Source organism: Phytobacter massiliensis JC163, from assembly GCF_000321045.1.
Classification (GTDB): Bacteria; Pseudomonadota; Gammaproteobacteria; order Enterobacterales; family Enterobacteriaceae; genus Phytobacter_A; species Phytobacter_A massiliensis.
Window position 1 is genome coordinate 381,166 of sequence record NZ_HE578946.1, and the last position, 17,226, is coordinate 398,391.

Genomic DNA, 17,226 nt, shown 5'->3' on the forward strand with positions numbered 1-17,226 from the left:
TCTGCATAGCAGAACAAACCGGGTCGCTTCGGCGGCCCGTTTTTTTATCCGTCCCGACGTGTTTCAGATCATAAAAAATCATTCAGGCAAGACTATTTTGGTGATATATATCACATATATTAATGTGTGTTTTTTGCAGTATTTGCAACCCACCTCTCATTTTATCTATTGCAAAAATAAAACCATCTTTTAATTAATTGATTTTTAACGGTTGTTGAAAATTCCTGGTTTCCGACTGCGCCACTTTCGCTGCGTTGCTTTAGCCTGCCGACAGGCGTATTTTATTTTTGAACATCGGAAGTACCCCTAATAATAAAATACGAGGACGCGTTATGCGCTTAATTGATTATTTTCCTCCGAGCTCTATCGCCATTAAATCGTCGGCAGCCAACTGGCAGCAGGCCATAGATTTGTCTATGGCGTCGCTGCTACGCAATAAATATGTCAGCGCAGAGTATGTGCAGGCTATTAAAGACTCAACGTTAAGTAATGGCCCTTATTATATTCTGGCGCCGCAGGTGGCAATGCCTCATGCGCGGCCCGAATTTGGCGCGCTGAAAACCGGAATGTCATTAACTTTGTTAAAGGAGTCTGTGGCTTTTGGTGAAAAGTCAGAGCCGGTTAAATTATTAATCGGCCTGTCTGCTGCTGATTCTGATTCACATATTGGCGCTATCCAGGCATTAAGCGAATTATTATGTGAAGATGAAAATCTCTCCGCTTTATTATCAGCAAATACTGAGCATCAACTCGCCGCCATCATTTCACGTGCGTAAATATGCGCTGACAGGATACAATTATGGAAAACAAGTCTGCTCGTGCGAAAGTCCAGGCTTTTGGAGGGTTTTTGACCGCAATGGTCATCCCTAATATTGGTGCCTTTATTGCCTGGGGTTTTATTACCGCTTTATTTATTCCTACTGGCTGGATGCCAAACGAACATTTCGCCAAAATCGTCGGCCCGATGATCACCTATTTGCTGCCGGTGATGATTGGCTCAACGGGCGGCCATCTGGTGGGCGGCAAGCGCGGCGCCGTAATGGGGGGTATTGGCACTATCGGGGTTATCGTCGGTGCGGATATCCCGATGTTCCTTGGCGCGATGATCATGGGCCCGTTAGGAGGGCTGATCATTAAGCATATCGACCGACTGCTGGACAAACGGATCCCGGCAGGGTTCGAGATGGTCATCAATAACTTCTCGCTCGGTATCGCTGGCATGGTGTTATGCCTGCTTGGCTTCGAAATCATTGGTCCGGCGGTACTGATTGCCAATACCTTTGTGAAAGAGTGTATTGAGGCGATGGTACATGCGGGTTATCTGCCTCTGCTTTCGCTCATTAACGAGCCGGCAAAAATTCTGTTCCTCAATAACGCTATCGATCAGGGGGTCTATTACCCGCTGGGGATGCAGCAGGCGTCAACAACCGGCAAGTCTATTTTCTTTATGGTGGCCTCAAACCCAGGGCCTGGGCTTGGACTGCTGCTGGCTTTCTCCATCTTCGGTAAAGGGATGAGTAAACGTTCTGCCCCTGGCGCGATGATCATTCACTTCCTGGGCGGTATTCATGAACTCTATTTCCCCTATGTTCTGATGAAACCGCTGACGCTGATTGCCATGATTGCAGGCGGCATGTCCGGTACGTTTGTCTTCAACCTGCTTGATGGCGGTTTAGTTGCGGGCCCAAGTCCGGGTTCTATCTTCGCTTATCTGGCCCTGACGCCGAAAGGATCGTTTATTGCCACTATCGCAGGGGTATCCATTGGTACGCTGGTCTCGTTCGTTATTACCTCGTTTATTCTCAAGCTGGAAAAAAACAGCGGCGAAGAGACCGAAAGCGAATTTGCCGACTCGGCAAAAGCCGTGAAGCAAATGAAGAGTGAAGGCGCCTGGCAGCCAGCGGCAATTAAACATGTGGCTTTCGTTTGTGATGCGGGAATGGGTTCCAGCGCGATGGGCGCAACGACATTCCGTCGCCGCCTGGAGAAAAACGGTCAGCAAATTAAAGTTCAGCATTATGCTATCGAAAATGTACCTGCGGATGCCGATATTATCGTGACGCATGCCAGCCTGGAAGGGCGCGTTAAAATTGTCACGGATAAGCCACTTATTCTTATTGATAACTATATTGGCGATCCTCGGCTGGATACTTTATTCGAACAGCTGACAGCGAAATAAATTCAACGGTGGTATATATGAAAACAAAAGTTGCAGCGATCTATGGTAAAGGGGACGTACGTATTCGTGAGTTTGAGCTGCCCCCGATTACCGACAATGAGTTATTAGTGAGCGTTATTTCCGACAGCGTCTGTTTATCAACCTGGAAAGCGGCAAAATTAGGCAGCGACCATAAACGTGTGCCAGACGATTTGCAAAATCATCCGGTTATTACCGGCCATGAATGCGCCGGGGTGATTGTTGAGGTCGGGAAAAACCTGGCGGATAAATATAAGAAGGGTGAACGCTTTGTTTTGCAGCCAGCAATGGGATTGCCCAGCGGCTATTCAGCAGGCTATAGCTACGAATATTTCGGCGGCAATGCGACGTATATGATCATCCCGGAGTTCGCTATCAATTTAGGGTGCGTTTTACCCTATCGCGGCGCTTATTTTGCCGCCGCTTCGCTGGCGGAGCCGATGTGCTGCATCATTGGCGCCTATAAAGCCAATTATCACACCACTCCTTATGTCTATGAGCATCGCATGGGGATTAAACCCGGCGGCAATCTGGCGCTCCTTGCCTGCGCCGGGCCGATGGGGATTGGCGCCATCGATTATGCCATCAACGGCGGTATCGCCCCGAAACGTATCGTGGTGGTGGATATCGACGATGCGCGGCTGGCACAGGCGCAGAAACTGTTGCCGGTTGAGCTGGCGGCGAGCAAGGGTATTGAACTGAGCTATATCAATACCAGCGCTCTGGAAAACCCGCAGCAGACGCTGCGGGAGCTGACCGGTGGGCACGGCTTTGATGATGTTTTTGTCTATGCCGCGGTGCCTTCGGTGATTGAACTGGCGGATGATCTACTGGCGGAAGATGGCTGCCTCAATTTCTTTGCCGGTCCGACGGATGCCAACTTCAAAGTGCCCTTTAATTTCTACAATGTTCACTACAACAGTACGCACATTGTGGGCACCTCCGGTGGGTCTACCGATGACATGATCGAGGCCATCGAGAAGAGCGCCACGGGCGCATTGCAGCCCTCGTTTATGGTGACGCATATCGGCGGTCTGGACGCGGTTCCGGAGACGGTTCTTAACCTGCCTTCTATACCGGGGGGCAAAAAGCTTATTTATAACGGCGTCACGATGCCCTTAACCGCCATCAGCGATTTTAAACGTAAAGGGGAGACCGACCCGCTATTTCGGGAGCTGGCGCGTCTGGTCGAGCCGACGCATGGCATCTGGAATGAACAGGCAGAGAAGTATCTGCTTGCCCAGTTTGGGGTTGATACGGGGGAGGCTGCGCAATGATGTCGTTAGCGTGGCCGCTGTTACGGGTTACGGAACAGGCGGCGCTCGCCGCCTGGCCGCAAACCGGCTGCGGCGATAAAAATAAGATTGATGGCGTGGCGGTGGCCGCCATGCGTGATGCGCTCAATCAGATGGCGATGAAAGGCCGCATCGTCATCGGTGAAGGTGAAATTGACCACGCGCCGATGCTCTATATTGGCGAGAAGGTGGGCACCGGCGACGGCCCCGCTGTTGATATCGCCGTCGATCCTATTGAAGGGACGCGGATGGTGGCGATGGGGCAAAACAACGCGCTGGCGGTGATGGCATTCGCCCCCCAGGGCAGTTTGCTGCATGCCCCCGATATGTATATGGAGAAACTGGTGGTCAACCGTCGGGCGCGGGGAGTGATCGATCTGCACAAGCCGCTGGCGGAAAACCTGCGGGCGGTCGCGGCAGCGCTGGGTAAGCCGCTGGATGAGCTACGAATGGTCACTCTCGATAAACCCCGTCAGCAGCCCGCTATCCAGTGCGCCGCCGGGATGGGGGTCAAAGTCTTCGCCTTGCCGGATGGCGATGTCGCCGCCAGCGTGCTGACCTGCCTGCCGGACAACCCCTTTGACGTGATGTACACCATAGGGGGAGCGCCGGAAGGGGTGATTTCCGCATGCGCGGTCAGGGCGCTAGAGGGCGATATGCACGCCTCGCTGCTTGATTTTTGTCAGGCGAAGGGAGAGAGCGAAGCGCACCAGCAGATTGCCCGCGATGAGCATCGTCGCTGTCGGGAAATGGGGGTTGAAGTTAACCGGGTTTATACCCTTAACGAACTGGTTAACAGCGACACCCTTTTATTTTCCGCCACGGGCGTAACCGGCGGCGATTTAATGAAAGGGATCTATCGAAGCGGACAGACAATTCATACCCAAACATTGCTCATCAATGGTATAGAACGGACCTGTAATATTATAGACTCACTGCATTACGGGTGATTTATCGGGATACCAATGACGACGTTGACAGAAGATGACGTGCTGGAAAAGCTGGATGCGCAGCCAGAGCTGAGCGCTTTTATGGCGACAGCGAATGACATACTGCTACAGGCCATTAAATCTTTTCTGCCGTCATTATTCGTGAATAACGATGAAGAAATCGTGGAGTATGCGGTTAAACCGCTGTTGGCCCAGAGCGGGCCGCTGGATGATATTGATGTGGCGCTGCGGCTGATCTATGCCCTGGGAAAAATAGATAAGTGGTTATATGCGGATATCATGCATTTCTCGCAGTTTCACCACTATCTTTTAAGCCAGGATGACCCGCCCGACTTCGCGAGTGATATATGCTGGGATTTTATTAATAACGTCAATACCATCACGCGCAACGCCGCCTTGTTTAACTCGTTGAAAACGATGAAGTTCGCCGACTTTGCACTTTATTCTGCAGCGCGATACGTGTCGATGACCAAATCCGCGCTGGCATTAGCGGTGACCAGCATAATAAAGGATCTCGACTCGTGAAAATAAAGCTATCCGTTAATGGACTAGAGGTGGAAGCCCACTATAGCGATACCGAAATAGAAACGGTGCACAAACCGCTTTTAAAAAGGCTGGCCCAATTACAGCGTCGGCCTTCTTCTTCGCGCACCGTTATTTTCCTCAGTGCGCCGCCGGGCACGGGTAAATCGACGCTTACTGCTTTCTGGACGTGGCTCGCTGAGCAGGACGGCGGGCTTCCCGCGATACAAACTTTACCGATGGATGGTTTTCATCATTATAACAGCTGGCTTGAGCAACATAATTTACGGGCCAGAAAAGGGGCTCCGGAAACGTTCAACGTAGAGAAGCTTGCGCAGAATTTACAGGATATTTGCAGTCAGCAGGCGGCAAGCTGGCCGCAATACAGCCGGCAGCTTCATGAGCCGGTTGAGGCCGCCATTCAGGTTATCTCCCCGCTGGTGATTGTCGAAGGCAACTGGCTGCTGCTGGACGATGCGCGCTGGGCTATGTTACGTCAGTACTGCGATTTCAGCCTGTTTATTCGCGCCCCGGCCGGGGTACTTCGGGAACGGCTGATTGCGCGAAAAATGGCGGGCGGCCTCTCCAGGCAGGAGGCGGAAGCATTCTACAGGCGTACGGATGGACCAAACGTCGAAAAGGTGCTTTCCCAAAGCGTTCCGGCCAGCCTGACGCTTGAGATGGAGAGCGACGGCGGCTATCGGCTGGCATCGCCCCTTACCGTGTGAGCACCTCATCCGGCGTCCCGTCGGCGGCGATTTTCCCGCCCTGTAAGCGCAGGACGCGCGCAAAGTACCGGTCGATAAACGCATAATCGTGGCTGATAGCCAGCACCGTCGTGCCACGCTGCTGGCAGGCCATTAGCCAGCGTTCAAAAATGCCCAGCCAGCGATCGTCAAAATCGCGGCTGGGTTCATCGAGTAATAACAGCGGCGGCGCCAGCGCTTCCAGGCAGGCGACCGCCACCATGCGCCGCTGCGCGGAGTGCAGGTCAAGCGGGTGCGCCGTGGCGACATCGGTTAATTCACACAGCGCAAGCGCATCGGCGGCACGACGGCTGATTTCCGCTGCGGGCAGCTTTTGCAGCCGCAGGCCAAATTCCACTTCATCAACGACCCGGCTGTGGAATATCTGGTGCTCCGCCTCCTGGAACAACACCCCGATATGCGCCGCCCGCTGGCGGTTTTTCAGCGCGGTCAGCGGCTGGTTTTGCAGCTTCACAGCGCCGTGGGTGGGCGTAAGCAGCCCGGCCATCAGCCGCAGCAGGGTGGATTTGCCTGCGCCGTTATCGCCGGTTAATGCCACCCACTGCGCGGCTGTAAGATTAAGCGACAGGGAGTCGATACAGTTTTGTGCGGCCCCCGGCCAGCGAAACGAGACATTCTCAAGATTTAACATGGCGCGATCCCCTGTGGGCTAAGCTGCCAGGCGAGCCTGCAATACGCCCTGAATGGCTGCTGGCGGCGCTCAAACAGCACAATCAGCGCCTGGCGCTGGCGTGCCCATTCATCCAGCCGGGACAGCAGCATCTGTGTGGCCTGCGGCGTCAGGCGGCTGAACGCCTCATCCAGCAGCAGCAGTTTCGGCTGCATCGCCAGCGCGCTGGCCAGCACCACCCGCTGAGTTTCGCCGCCGGAGAGCGAGGCCGGGTGGCGATGGCGCAGCGGCTGGCATGCCGTCAGGGTTAAGGCCTCGTCAATGCGGGCGAGGATTTCGCTCTCGCTCAGACAGAGGTTCTCCGGGCCGAAGGCGACCTCTTCCTCCACGCTGAACGTGCAGCCGGAAAGCTGTAGATAGGGCGACTGCTGTACCAGCTGGATGGTCTGCGCCAGCTCAACGAGACTTTTTTCGCCGATGGGCTGGCCCAGCAGTTCGCCTTTTCCGGTTATCTCGCCGGGTAAAAAGTCCGGGAACCAGCCAGCCAGCAACTGCGCCAGCGTGCTCTTGCCGCTGCCGTTGCCGCCGAAGACCGCCACCATACCCGGCTCGTCGATCCGCAATGTCCAGGCGCGGGGCTCGTCTGCATTGCCGGTAGGCCGGTAAATCACCTCTTCTAGCGTAACCATAGCCATAACCCCAGCTCGCCCACCATAGCGAGCAAAATTGCGTAACGGATATACCGCTGCGCCAGCGTGTCGACAGGCGCCCACAGCGTGGTGCGCCGGGGATGCAGGCGAAAGGCGCGCATATCCAGCGCTGCCCCGCGTACCGCCAGATCGTTGAGCGCGTTATGGGTCAGCGGCACCACCAGCGCTGGAATGGCGCGCAGACGCTGATACCAGCGTTCATCCAGGGCGACGCCCCGGGCGCGCTGCGCTTCATGGATCTGCGCAAGGTTGCGTTTGAACTGCTCTACCACCAGCAGCGGCCCGGCGAACAGCCAGGCAAGCCCCGGCGGCAGGCGGCTGGCGAAGAGGGCGCGAATAAACTGGCGCACCGGCACCAGCGCCATCCACAGCTGTGCGGTGGAAACCACCGTCAGAATACGCAGCCAGAGCGCAATAGCGGCCTGCCAGCGCGCCGGATCCCGCGGCTGGCCGCTTAACCACCATCCCAGCCAGCCGCTGTGCACCAGCCAGAAGCCTGCTCCCATAGAGAGCATCAGCCAGGCGACATAACGCGCCCGCCGCCGCCCGGCCGGGAACAGCAGCAGGCTCAGGAAGGCCAGCGCGCCGCAGCTCATCAACACCGGCCCCGCAGGAGCCAGCAGCGTTGAGCAGGCAATCAGTGCCCAGAGCGCCAGAGAGGTGAACGGATGCATTTAGCGCACGGCAGCCATCGCGGGGAAATGACGTGCGGTGCGTTGCGGCAACCGGCGCAGCAGCAGCCAGACAATCACCACCGTCAGGACTTTATCCAGCAGGTTAGCGCCAAAGACGGCGAAGGCCACCGATTCCACCAGGTTTTGCCCCATCGCATGCATCCAGCCAACAAAGAGATCCGCGCCGCTGCCGGTCACGCCGCCGAACAGCGCGGTGCGCAAAGGAACGGCGACCAGCGTAACGGCGATGGTGATGAGCACGCCGCTCATCACGACTTTCGGCAGGGTACGAAACCAGCCTGCGCGGGCCAGCCAGCCAGCCGCCAGGCCAATCACCATCGCCACCGGCGCGAAGGCGGCGGCAATGGGATCGGTAAGCAGCCCCCAAAGAAGGTTGGTCAGCAGGCCGGTCAACATGCCAACCAGCGGGCCAAGCAACACTGCGCTGATGATCGTGCCGATCGAATCAAGAAAGATGGGCAACTTCAGCATGCTGATAAGCTGACCGCCAATCATATTGATGGCGATGGAGATCACAATAAGCGCCAGCGCCTGGCTGGTAAAAGAACGGTGAGCCATAGGTTCCTCAGAGATTATAAAGGGATGATATTACGCAGGGAGACGGCCAGTTCGTCATAGCCGGAAGCCGGGCAGGGGGCGCGGCTAAAGGTGTAAGCGGTGAGTTCGCCGATAACCAGCTCCAGGGTGGTGCGTACCGTGTTGCCCGGCATCACGTGGCCGCCGGTCATCGCGCCATTTTCATCGGCAACGCTTAAATGCAGATGTTCTCCGCCGCGCTCCAGCGTGCCGCTGAGTGAAATCACCTCGAACGTGCCGCTAAGGCGCGTGGTCTCTTCCCGGGCGGCAAAACGCAGGGCGACATCGGTCAAACTGCCGGTGCAGCCAGCAATCCAGGCGGCCTGTAGCTGATGGTGGTCGATAAAAGCATGAAGGGCGGAAAGCAGTTCTTGCCCCGGCGGCAGACGCAGCGCGTAAAAACGCGCGCCGGAGGCGTGAGCTAAAACAGGAAAAGGCAGTGCGGACATGGTCATTACTCCGAAACTCGGACGTGGGCGAGATAATAGAGAGGACGGCGCTCTCGCTTACTGACGCAGGTCACGAAAATGCGAATTGGTTCACTGTATGGCTTGCCGCGATAAAAGGGTAATTCTTAATCTGGAATAACTTTGCCGGAAATGTGCATTAAAGTGTGATGTACATCAGATAAATGGTTGCCAGCGCTGGACACCGATTCCTTTTATTCCACGTTTCGCTTATTCTGGCTGAACCGTTTCAGTCGATAGCTTGTTCGACAATTAATCAATCAGTCGCAGTTTGCGACAGGCGAGGTTTCTCTCCAGGGGTTGCTGCATTACTCTGTCAGCCACCTTTAACAGGTAACCTTGCAGGAGATCTATGACCGTACGCATAGCGATTAATGGCTTCGGTCGCATCGGGCGCAATGTGGTTCGCGCGTTATATGAATCCGGGCGGCGAGCGGAAATCACCGTGGTGGCAATCAATGAACTGGCGGACGCCGCAGGCATCGCACATTTATTGAAATATGACACCAGCCACGGGCGTTTCGCGTGGGATGTGCGCCAGGAGCGCGAGCAGCTGTTTATTGGTGAAGACGCTATCCGACTCCTTCACCAACGCGATATCGCCGACTTGCCCTGGCGTGAACTGGGCGTCGATATCGTGCTGGACTGCACCGGCGTTTACGGCAGCCGCGCCGACGGGGAAGCGCATCTGGCCTCGGGAGCAAAAAAGTGCTTTTCTCCCACCCCGGCAGCAACGATCTGGACGCCACCGTTGTGTTTGGCGTTAACCAGGCCGCGCTTAAGCCAGACGATCGCATGGTATCGAACGCCTCCTGCACCACGAATTGCATAATTCCCGTCATTAAATTGTTGGATGATGCTTACGGCATTGAGACAGGAACCGTCACGACGATCCACTCTGCGATGCACGATCAGCAGGTGATCGATGCGTATCACCCCGATCTTCGGCGTACCCGCGCGGCAAGCCAGTCGATCATTCCGGTCGATACCAAACTGGCGGCGGGGATAGCCCGTATTTTCCCGCAGTTTCACGATCGCTTCGAGGCGATTGCGGTGCGCGTACCGACCATTAATGTCACGGCAATCGACCTGAGCGTAACGGTGGAAAAACCGGTAAAAGCCTGTGAAGTCAACGCGTTGCTGCAAAAAGCAGCACAGGGTGCATTTCATGGTATAGTTGACTATACGGAATTACCGTTGGTCTCAACAGATTTTAACCACGATCCGCATAGCGCGATTGTGGATGGCACGCAAACACGAGTGAGCGGCGCGCACCTGATTAAAACGCTTGTCTGGTGCGATAACGAATGGGGCTTTGCTAACCGGATGCTCGACACGACGTTAGCAATGGCCGCACAAGGTTTCAGGTAGAGCGCACTTTGCGCTTGCAAAACTTTATCTAGAATCAACGAGAGGATTCACCATGTCTGTAATTAAGATGACCGATCTGGATCTGGCTGGTAAACGCGTTTTTATCCGTGCGGATCTCAACGTACCGGTTAAAGAAGGGAAAGTAACCAGCGATGCGCGTATCCGCGCTTCCCTGCCGACCATCGAGCTGGCGCTGAAACAGGGCGCGAAGGTTATGGTCACCTCTCACCTGGGTCGTCCGACTGAAGGCGAGTACAACGAAGAATTCTCTCTGCTGCCGGTTGTTAATTACCTGAAAGACAAACTGTCCAACCCGGTACGTCTGGTTAAAGACTACCTGGACGGCGTTGACGTTGCCGAAGGCGAACTGGTCGTGCTGGAAAACGTTCGCTTCAACAAAGGCGAGAAGAAAGACGACGAAACCCTGTCTAAAAAATACGCCGCGCTGTGCGACGTGTTCGTTATGGACGCCTTCGGTACTGCGCACCGCGCGCAGGCTTCCACTCACGGTATCGGCAAATTCGCTGACGTCGCGTGCGCAGGCCCGCTGCTGGCCGCTGAACTTGACGCGCTGGGTAAAGCGCTGAAAGAGCCGGCTCGCCCGATGGTAGCTATCGTTGGTGGCTCCAAAGTTTCTACCAAACTGACCGTTCTGGATTCTCTGTCCAAAATCGCTGACCAGCTGATCGTCGGCGGCGGTATCGCTAACACCTTCGTTGCCGCTCAGGGCCACAACGTGGGCAAATCCCTGTACGAAGCAGACCTGGTTGACGAAGCAAAACGCCTGCTGGGCACCTGTGATATCCCGGTTCCGACCGATGTTCGCGTGGCGACCGAGTTCTCTGAAACGGCGACCGCAACCCTGAAATCTGTTAACGACATCAAAGATGAAGAGCAGATTCTGGACCTGGGCGACGCTTCTGCAGAAAAACTGGCTGAAATCCTGAAAAACGCGAAGACCATTCTGTGGAACGGTCCGGTTGGCGTATTTGAATTCCCGAACTTCCGTAAAGGCACTGAAATCGTGGCTAACGCGATTGCCGACAGCGACGCGTTCTCCATCGCAGGCGGCGGCGATACCCTGGCGGCTATCGACCTGTTCGGTATTTCTGACAAAATTTCCTACATCTCCACCGGCGGCGGCGCATTCCTCGAATTCGTGGAAGGTAAAGTACTGCCAGCGGTAGCTATGCTTGAAGAGCGCGCTAAGCAGTAATTTGAGCGGGCAGGGAAACCTGCCCGATTTTCTAGCTCGCACCCTTTTTTAAGGCCCGACGATACAGATACAGGACTCGTAACATGTCTAAAATTTTTGATTTCGTAAAACCTGGCGTGATCACCGGTGATGACGTACAGAAAGTGTTTCAGGTAGCTAAAGAAAACAACTTCGCTCTGCCAGCAGTAAACTGCGTGGGCACCGACTCCATCAACGCCGTTATGGAAGCCGCTGCGAAAGTTCGCTCTCCGGTTATCATTCAGTTCTCCAACGGCGGCGCAGCGTTTATCGCGGGCAAAGGCGTGAAAACTGACGTTCCGCAGGGCGCGGCAATCCTCGGCGCTATCTCTGGCGCGCACCACGTTCACCAGATGGCTGAGCACTACGGCGTGCCGGTTATCCTGCACACCGACCACTGCGCGAAGAAACTGCTGCCGTGGATCGACGGTCTGCTGGACGCGGGCGAGAAACACTTTGCCGCTACCGGCAAACCGCTGTTCTCTTCTCACATGATCGACCTGTCCGAAGAGTCTCTGGAAGAGAACATCGAGATCTGCTCTAAGTACCTGGCGCGCATGTCCAAAATGGGCATGACCCTGGAGATCGAACTGGGCTGCACCGGCGGTGAAGAAGATGGCGTGGACAACAGCCATATGGACGCTTCCGCTCTGTACACCCAGCCGGAAGATGTGGATTACGCGTACACCAAGCTGAACGCTATCAGCCCGCGTTTCACCATCGCTGCTTCCTTCGGTAACGTACACGGCGTTTACAAGCCGGGTAACGTTAAGCTGACCCCGACCATCCTGCGCGACTCTCAGGAATATGTTTCTAAGAAACATAACCTGCCGCACAACAGCCTGAACTTCGTCTTCCACGGCGGCTCCGGCTCTACCGCTCAGGAAATCAAAGACTCCGTAAGCTACGGCGTTATCAAAATGAACATCGATACCGATACCCAATGGGCGACCTGGGAAGGTGTTCTGAACTACTACAAAGAGAACGAAGCTTACCTGCAGGGTCAGCTGGGCAACCCGAAAGGCGAAGATCAGCCGAACAAGAAATACTACGATCCGCGCGTATGGCTGCGCTCTGCGCAGACCTCTATGATCGCCCGTCTGGAACAGGCTTTCAAAGAGCTGAACGCGGTAGACGTACTGTAATTTCGCTTTAGTGCATAAACTGAGGCCCGCTGATGCGGGCCTTTTTTATTGCTTATTCAAAGGCCTGCTCTATCCCTTGAATGTGATCTGGTTGGCAAATTTGCCTCTTTTGTTTACCCTTTAGGAGAATGTCTGCCACCGTCGGGGGCGTTTGCTCCTGTACGGCACTCTATAAGGAAAGAAGAATGGAAGATCTGAACGTCGTCGATAGCCTCAATCATGCGGGCTCCTGGCTGGTAACGAACCAGGCGCTGCTGCTGAGCTACGCGGTCAATATTGTTGCGGCGATCGCCATCATCATTGTGGGGATGATCATTGCCCGCATGATTTCAAACACCGTTAACAAACTGATGCGCGCGCGCCATATTGATGCCACCGTGGCGGATTTTCTCTCCGCGCTGGTGCGTTATGGCATTATTGCTTTTACCCTGATCGCAGCGCTCGGGCGCGTGGGGGTCCAGACCGCATCGGTTATCGCGGTACTCGGTGCCGCCGGTCTGGCGATTGGTCTGGCGTTGCAGGGATCGCTCTCGAACCTGGCGGCCGGGGTGCTGCTGGTCACTTTCCGTCCGTTCCGTTCGGGGGAATACGTCGACTTAGGCGGTGTAGCGGGTACGGTGCTGCAGGTGCAGATTTTCTCCACCACCCTGCGCAGCGTCGATGGTCGTATCATTGTTATCCCGAACGGTAAAATCATTGCCAACAACATCATTAACTTCTCCCGCGAGCCGGTCCGCCGCAATGAATTTATCATTGGCGTGGCCTACGATTCGGATATCGATCTGGTGAAGCGTCTGCTGACGGAGATTATTGAGGCCGACGATCGCATTCTTAAAGACCGTGATATGACGGTTCGCCTGAATGAGCTTGGCGCGTCCTCGATTAATTTTGTGGTACGCGTCTGGAGCAACAGCAGCGACCTGCAAAACGTCTACTGGGATGTGCTGGAAAAAATCAAACGTACCTTTGATGAGCACGGCATCAGCTTCCCGTATCCGCAGATGGATGTCAATTTCAGACGGGTAAAAGAGCCAGAACAACAGTAAGTTACAGAGCCGACACTGTCGGCTCTTTTTTAACTCCCTTCATCAGAATTGCTAATCAATCATTAAAATTTCCCATTTCCGCTAATGTTAAGGAGCAGGTATAGTCAGCTCCCGAACGAAATGAGTGGGAATTGAACGTGTTATATCATTATTTTCAAGGGCTTATCCTTGGTGCAGCGCTGATCCTGCCGCTGGGGCCGCAAAATGCGTTTGTGATGAATCAGGGCATTCGCAGACAGTACCATTTAATGACGGCGCTGCTCTGCGCCCTGAGCGACCTGCTGCTGATTTGCGCCGGTGTTTTCGGCGGCAGCGCGCTGCTCATGCAGTCGCCCTGGCTGCTGGGGCTGGTCACCTGGGGCGGCGTCGCCTTTTTGTTGTGGTACGGCTTCGGCGCGCTTAAAACCGCCTTTAGCCAGCATATTGAGATCGACAGCGAGGCGGCGCTGAAACAGGGGCGCTGGAAAATTATCGCCACCATGCTAGCGGTAACGTGGCTTAACCCGCATGTGTACCTGGACACTTTTGTTGTGCTGGGCAGCCTGGGCGGCCAGCTTGAGCCGGACCCGCGCCGCTGGTTTGCGCTGGGAACGATCAGCGCCTCGTTTATCTGGTTCTTTGGTCTGGCGCTGCTGGCGGCATGGCTGGCGCCGCGCCTGCGCACGGCAAAAGCGCAGCGTGTTATCAACCTGCTGGTGGGCGCGGTCATGTGGTATATCGCGCTGAAGCTGGCGGGAGAGGGGGTCGTTCACATGCAGGCGCTGCTGAACTAAGCGTAGTCCGATGGACAAAGCGCTAACATTCGCTAAGCTTCACAGGCGTGCCGTTACCCTGGGACGCGACAAGCCACATGGAGGAGCAACCGTGAAGTTTAAAATGATAGCCCTTGCGGCCTTAGTAGGATTTGGCGCAATGTCGGTTCAGGCAAGCGAACTGCCTGATGGCCCGCACATTGTCACTTCGGGAACCGCAAGCGTGGACGCGGTACCGGATATCGCCACCCTGGCGATCGAAGTTAACGTCGCGGCAAAAGATGCGGCGTCGGCAAAGAAACAGGCTGACGATCGCGTTGCGCAATACCTGACATTTCTCAGCGAAAATAAAGTAGAGAAAAAGGATATCGACTCTGCCAATTTGCGTACCCAGCCGGATTACGATTATCAGAACGGTAAAAGTATTCTTAAAGGTTACCGCGCGGTACGTACCGTCGAGGTGACCCTGCGCGATCTTGATAAGCTTAATTCGCTGCTGGATGGCGCGCTGAAAGCGGGGCTGAATGAAATTCGCTCTGTCTCGCTGGGCGTTGCGCAACCGGACGAATATAAAGACAAGGCGCGTAAAGCGGCGATTGACGATGCCGTTCATCAGGCGCAGCAGCTTGCCAGCGGCTTTAATGCGAAGCTTGGTCCGGTCTACAGCGTGCGTTACCACGTTTCTAACTATCAGCCGAGCCCGATGGTGCGGATGATGAAAGCGGCGCCGGCACAGGCATCAGCCGATGAAAGCTATGAGCAGCCGTCGATTCAGTTTGAAGACCAGGTTGATGTGGTATTCCAGCTGGAGCCGACCCAGGCCCAGACGGAGCAGCCCGCCACCGCCGACAAAGCGCAGTAAAGCCATATGTAGCCCGGATAAGGCGCATGTGCGCCGCATCCGGGACACACTCAATCCTGCCGCAACACTTTGTGACCGTATGCCAGCAGCGCATCGGTCACGTTGCGCATCATCCGGCTTTCCGGGGCGAAACGGTGCCAGTAAAGCATACGGCGTTGAAACAGCCCTGGCGTCAAGTCGATAAGCTCCCCGGCATTTAACTCTTTTTCAATCTGCAGATGCGGGATCATGCAGCAGGTGGTGCCCTGACGCGCCAGCTGCACAAACGCTTCCGACGAGTTCACGATATGGCAGGGCACGCTGCCCGGCGGCAGGTCGAAATTCTGCTGTAAGAAAGCCTGGTGCATATCATCAAGATGATCGAACGCTACCGCCGGCGCTTTCAGCAGCGCTGAACGGGTTACGCCGTTGGGAAAGTAGCGTTCGGCAAAGGCCTTTGACCCCACAAACAGGTAATCCAGCGCGCCGAGCTGATCCACCAGGCAGCTTGGTAAGGCCTGGGGCTGAATACTCACCGCGCCCACCACTTCACCCCGACGTAAGCGCTCCTGGGTGCGGGTTTCATCTTCCACCTGCAAATTGAGTCGGATAGGCGAATCGGCCAGCACCGGCGCCAGCGCGGGCAGCAGCCAGGTCGCCAGACTGTCGGCGTTGACCGCCAGCGAAAGCAGCAGAGGGGTGGAACCAATCTGCTCATCGCCCAGCCACTCCTCTTCCAGCAGTTCCACCTGCCGCAGCAGCGCCAGCAGCTTCTGACCCTGTTCCGTCGGGCGCGGCGGCACCGTGCGCACCAGCAATGGCTGGCCAAACATGTTTTCGAGCTGTTTAATACGCTGGGATACGGCGGACTGAGTGATACACAGCTTTTGCGCGGCGCGCTCAAACCCCCGTTCGCGGATCACCGCATCAAGCGCCTGTAACGTTCTGTAGTCCGGACGTTTCATCTGACTGACATACTCCTGCAAAATAATTACTTAGCACTATGACATAAAACCGGTGCGGGTACAGGCGAAAATATGACTGCCGGTAATGTGACACAGCTCACAGGGACATTTGGCCCTTCCATGTTTTATAATGCGCTGCGAATTACACACCATTCTCACCACAGGCGAATGACCATGACGCAGGACGAATTAAAAAAAGCAGTGGGCTGGGCAGCGCTCAAGTATGTTGAGCCGGGCACAATTGTTGGCGTGGGCACCGGGTCGACGGCGGCGCACTTCATTGACGCGCTGGGCACCATGAAGGGCCAGATCGAAGGCGCGGTCTCCAGTTCAGATGCCTCCACCGAAAAGCTGAAAAACCTTGGCATCACGGTCTTCGATCTCAACGAAGTCGATCGCCTGGGGATCTATGTTGATGGCGCGGATGAGATCAACGACCAGATGCAGATGATCAAAGGCGGCGGCGCGGCGCTAACCCGCGAGAAGATCATCGCCTCCGTCGCAGATAAATTTATCTGTATCGCCGATGCCTCCAAGCAGGTGGCTATTCTGGGTAAATTCCCGCTGCCGGTGGAAGTCATTCCGATGGCGCGCAGCGCGGTGGCGCGTGAACTGGTTAAGCTGGGCGGCCGTCCGGAATACCGCCAGGGCGTGGTGACGGATAACGGCAACGTTATTCTGGACGTGCACGGTCTGGAGATTCTCGATCCTGTCGCCCTGGAAAATGCCATCAATGCGCTTCCGGGCGTGGTGACCGTTGGTCTGTTCGCCAACCGCGGCGCTGATGTGGCGCTTATCGGTAGCGCTGATGGCGTAAAAACCATCACGAAATGATCTGCCTGAGGGGGAGCGATTCCCCCTTAAAAAAAGTCCGCAGTGAAATTTGGTGACATCTGTCACGTTTATCGCCGGTGTTTTGATTTTCCTTCCGCACTTTACGGAATTTTTAGCATATTCATCTGCCATTTCCCGCTGGATGACATTCCTTCATCGCACCGACGCAAACGTTCATATTGCCGCAATAGTTTTTTTTGATATGTTGGCAGCAAGCGGATGCTAATCCACACAACATCAGTTATGACT

Annotated in this window: 18 protein-coding genes and 1 pseudogene; 13 read left to right on the forward strand and 6 right to left on the reverse strand. The window is 55.4% G+C overall.

The window, feature by feature from the left end; genetic code table 11:
• Positions 1–332: 332 nt before the first annotated feature.
• Genes cmtB through ENTHG_RS12245 form a run of 6 tightly spaced genes read left to right on the forward strand, consistent with a single transcriptional unit; the run spans position 333 to position 5,692 of the window.
• Entirely contained in the window at positions 333–776 is a 444-nt protein-coding gene (gene cmtB, locus ENTHG_RS12220; RefSeq protein ID WP_044180054.1) for a PTS mannitol transporter subunit IIA, read from the forward strand.
• 23 nt (positions 777–799) lie between these two features.
• Complete coding sequence (locus tag ENTHG_RS12225) at positions 800–2,179, forward strand: PTS mannitol transporter subunit IIBC (RefSeq protein WP_044180056.1); 1,380 nt, start codon at positions 800–802, stop codon at positions 2,177–2,179.
• A 17-nt stretch (positions 2,180–2,196) separates the two neighbouring features.
• Positions 2,197–3,474 carry a zinc-binding dehydrogenase gene (locus ENTHG_RS12230; RefSeq protein WP_044180058.1) on the forward strand — a complete coding sequence of 426 codons (1,278 nt, stop codon included), beginning with the start codon at positions 2,197–2,199 and terminating at the stop codon, positions 3,472–3,474.
• Complete coding sequence (gene glpX / locus ENTHG_RS12235) at positions 3,471–4,442, forward strand: class II fructose-bisphosphatase (protein WP_044180060.1); 972 nt, start codon at positions 3,471–3,473, stop codon at positions 4,440–4,442. Before ENTHG_RS12230 ends, glpX begins: the two co-directional genes overlap by 4 nt.
• A gap of 15 nt (positions 4,443–4,457) precedes the next feature.
• The gene (locus tag ENTHG_RS12240; RefSeq protein ID WP_044180062.1) at positions 4,458–4,967 is read left to right on the forward strand and encodes an MltR family transcriptional regulator; all 510 of its coding nucleotides are present in this window, start codon (positions 4,458–4,460) and stop codon (positions 4,965–4,967) included.
• Complete coding sequence (locus ENTHG_RS12245) at positions 4,964–5,692, forward strand: nucleoside/nucleotide kinase family protein (protein ID WP_044180064.1); 729 nt, start codon at positions 4,964–4,966, stop codon at positions 5,690–5,692. Before ENTHG_RS12240 ends, ENTHG_RS12245 begins: the two co-directional genes overlap by 4 nt.
• Here the strand turns inward: ENTHG_RS12245 and ENTHG_RS12250 are convergent.
• Genes ENTHG_RS12250 through ENTHG_RS12270 form a run of 5 tightly spaced genes read right to left on the reverse strand, consistent with a single transcriptional unit; the run spans position 5,682 to position 8,771 of the window.
• On the reverse strand, positions 5,682–6,362 hold the full coding sequence (locus ENTHG_RS12250) for an energy-coupling factor ABC transporter ATP-binding protein (RefSeq protein ID WP_044180066.1): 681 nt from the start codon (positions 6,360–6,362) through the stop codon (positions 5,682–5,684). The two genes, ENTHG_RS12245 and ENTHG_RS12250, sit on opposite strands and share 11 nt — an antisense overlap.
• A complete protein-coding gene (locus ENTHG_RS12255) occupies positions 6,356–7,030 on the reverse strand; it encodes an ABC transporter ATP-binding protein (RefSeq protein WP_044180068.1) in 675 nt (224 codons plus the stop codon). Before ENTHG_RS12255 ends, ENTHG_RS12250 begins: the two co-directional genes overlap by 7 nt.
• Entirely contained in the window at positions 7,018–7,725 is a 708-nt protein-coding gene (locus ENTHG_RS12260; RefSeq protein WP_044180071.1) for an energy-coupling factor transporter transmembrane component T, read from the reverse strand. The genes ENTHG_RS12255 and ENTHG_RS12260 overlap by 13 nt, the downstream gene beginning before the upstream one ends.
• Positions 7,726–8,304: an ECF transporter S component gene (locus ENTHG_RS12265; RefSeq protein ID WP_044180072.1), complete on the reverse strand. Its 579-nt coding sequence runs from the start codon at positions 8,302–8,304 to the stop codon at positions 7,726–7,728. It lies immediately after the preceding gene.
• Positions 8,305–8,318: 14 nt separating this feature from the next.
• The gene (locus ENTHG_RS12270; protein ID WP_161624527.1) at positions 8,319–8,771 is read right to left on the reverse strand and encodes a PPC domain-containing DNA-binding protein; all 453 of its coding nucleotides are present in this window, start codon (positions 8,769–8,771) and stop codon (positions 8,319–8,321) included.
• A gap of 370 nt (positions 8,772–9,141) precedes the next feature.
• Between ENTHG_RS12270 and epd the strand changes: the two are divergent.
• The 6 genes and pseudogenes from epd to ENTHG_RS12300 all read left to right on the forward strand — a co-directional run bounded on the left by epd (position 9,142) and on the right by ENTHG_RS12300 (position 15,199).
• Positions 9,142–10,160, forward strand: a pseudogene (gene epd, locus ENTHG_RS12275) (erythrose-4-phosphate dehydrogenase).
• Positions 10,161–10,212: 52 nt separating this feature from the next.
• Positions 10,213–11,376 carry a phosphoglycerate kinase gene (pgk, locus tag ENTHG_RS12280; RefSeq protein WP_044180077.1) on the forward strand — a complete coding sequence of 388 codons (1,164 nt, stop codon included), beginning with the start codon at positions 10,213–10,215 and terminating at the stop codon, positions 11,374–11,376.
• Between the two features lie 83 nt (positions 11,377–11,459).
• Positions 11,460–12,539, forward strand: a complete 1,080-nt coding sequence (gene fbaA, locus ENTHG_RS12285) for a class II fructose-bisphosphate aldolase (protein ID WP_044180078.1) — start codon at positions 11,460–11,462, stop codon at positions 12,537–12,539.
• 185 nt (positions 12,540–12,724) lie between these two features.
• The gene (gene mscS / locus ENTHG_RS12290) at positions 12,725–13,585 is read left to right on the forward strand and encodes a small-conductance mechanosensitive channel MscS (RefSeq protein ID WP_044180080.1); all 861 of its coding nucleotides are present in this window, start codon (positions 12,725–12,727) and stop codon (positions 13,583–13,585) included.
• Positions 13,586–13,722: 137 nt separating this feature from the next.
• A complete protein-coding gene (gene argO, locus ENTHG_RS12295; RefSeq protein WP_044180706.1) occupies positions 13,723–14,358 on the forward strand; it encodes an arginine exporter ArgO in 636 nt (211 codons plus the stop codon).
• 91 nt (positions 14,359–14,449) lie between these two features.
• A complete protein-coding gene (locus ENTHG_RS12300; RefSeq protein ID WP_044180082.1) occupies positions 14,450–15,199 on the forward strand; it encodes an oxidative stress defense protein in 750 nt (249 codons plus the stop codon).
• Between the two features lie 50 nt (positions 15,200–15,249).
• Here the strand turns inward: ENTHG_RS12300 and argP are convergent, their stop codons facing one another.
• Positions 15,250–16,143, reverse strand: a complete 894-nt coding sequence (argP, locus tag ENTHG_RS12305; protein WP_044180084.1) for a DNA-binding transcriptional regulator ArgP — start codon at positions 16,141–16,143, stop codon at positions 15,250–15,252.
• 174 nt (positions 16,144–16,317) lie between these two features.
• Between argP and rpiA the strand changes: the two genes are divergently transcribed.
• Entirely contained in the window at positions 16,318–16,977 is a 660-nt protein-coding gene (gene rpiA / locus ENTHG_RS12310) for a ribose-5-phosphate isomerase RpiA (protein WP_044180086.1), read from the forward strand.
• Positions 16,978–17,226 lie beyond the last annotated feature (249 nt).

What these genes read in the sequence shown, in the direction of transcription:
- cmtB (WP_044180054.1), top strand. Translation starts at nt 333, where the DNA reads ATGCGCTTAATTGATTATTTTCCTCCGAGCTCTATCGCCATTAAATCG.
- ENTHG_RS12225 (WP_044180056.1), top strand. Translation starts at nt 800, where the DNA reads ATGGAAAACAAGTCTGCTCGTGCGAAAGTCCAGGCTTTTGGAGGGTTT.
- ENTHG_RS12230 (WP_044180058.1), top strand. Translation starts at nt 2,197, where the DNA reads ATGAAAACAAAAGTTGCAGCGATCTATGGTAAAGGGGACGTACGTATT.
- glpX (WP_044180060.1), top strand. Translation starts at nt 3,471, where the DNA reads ATGATGTCGTTAGCGTGGCCGCTGTTACGGGTTACGGAACAGGCGGCG.
- ENTHG_RS12240 (WP_044180062.1), top strand. Translation starts at nt 4,458, where the DNA reads ATGACGACGTTGACAGAAGATGACGTGCTGGAAAAGCTGGATGCGCAG.
- ENTHG_RS12250 (WP_044180066.1), bottom strand. Translation starts at nt 6,362, where the DNA reads ATGTTAAATCTTGAGAATGTCTCGTTTCGCTGGCCGGGGGCCGCACAA.
- ENTHG_RS12255 (WP_044180068.1), bottom strand. Translation starts at nt 7,030, where the DNA reads ATGGTTACGCTAGAAGAGGTGATTTACCGGCCTACCGGCAATGCAGAC.
- ENTHG_RS12260 (WP_044180071.1), bottom strand. Translation starts at nt 7,725, where the DNA reads ATGCATCCGTTCACCTCTCTGGCGCTCTGGGCACTGATTGCCTGCTCA.
- ENTHG_RS12265 (WP_044180072.1), bottom strand. Translation starts at nt 8,304, where the DNA reads ATGGCTCACCGTTCTTTTACCAGCCAGGCGCTGGCGCTTATTGTGATC.
- ENTHG_RS12270 (WP_161624527.1), bottom strand. Translation starts at nt 8,771, where the DNA reads ATGTCCGCACTGCCTTTTCCTGTTTTAGCTCACGCCTCCGGCGCGCGT.
- pgk (WP_044180077.1), top strand. Translation starts at nt 10,213, where the DNA reads ATGTCTGTAATTAAGATGACCGATCTGGATCTGGCTGGTAAACGCGTT.
- fbaA (WP_044180078.1), top strand. Translation starts at nt 11,460, where the DNA reads ATGTCTAAAATTTTTGATTTCGTAAAACCTGGCGTGATCACCGGTGAT.
- mscS (WP_044180080.1), top strand. Translation starts at nt 12,725, where the DNA reads ATGGAAGATCTGAACGTCGTCGATAGCCTCAATCATGCGGGCTCCTGG.
- argP (WP_044180084.1), bottom strand. Translation starts at nt 16,143, where the DNA reads ATGAAACGTCCGGACTACAGAACGTTACAGGCGCTTGATGCGGTGATC.
- rpiA (WP_044180086.1), top strand. Translation starts at nt 16,318, where the DNA reads ATGACGCAGGACGAATTAAAAAAAGCAGTGGGCTGGGCAGCGCTCAAG.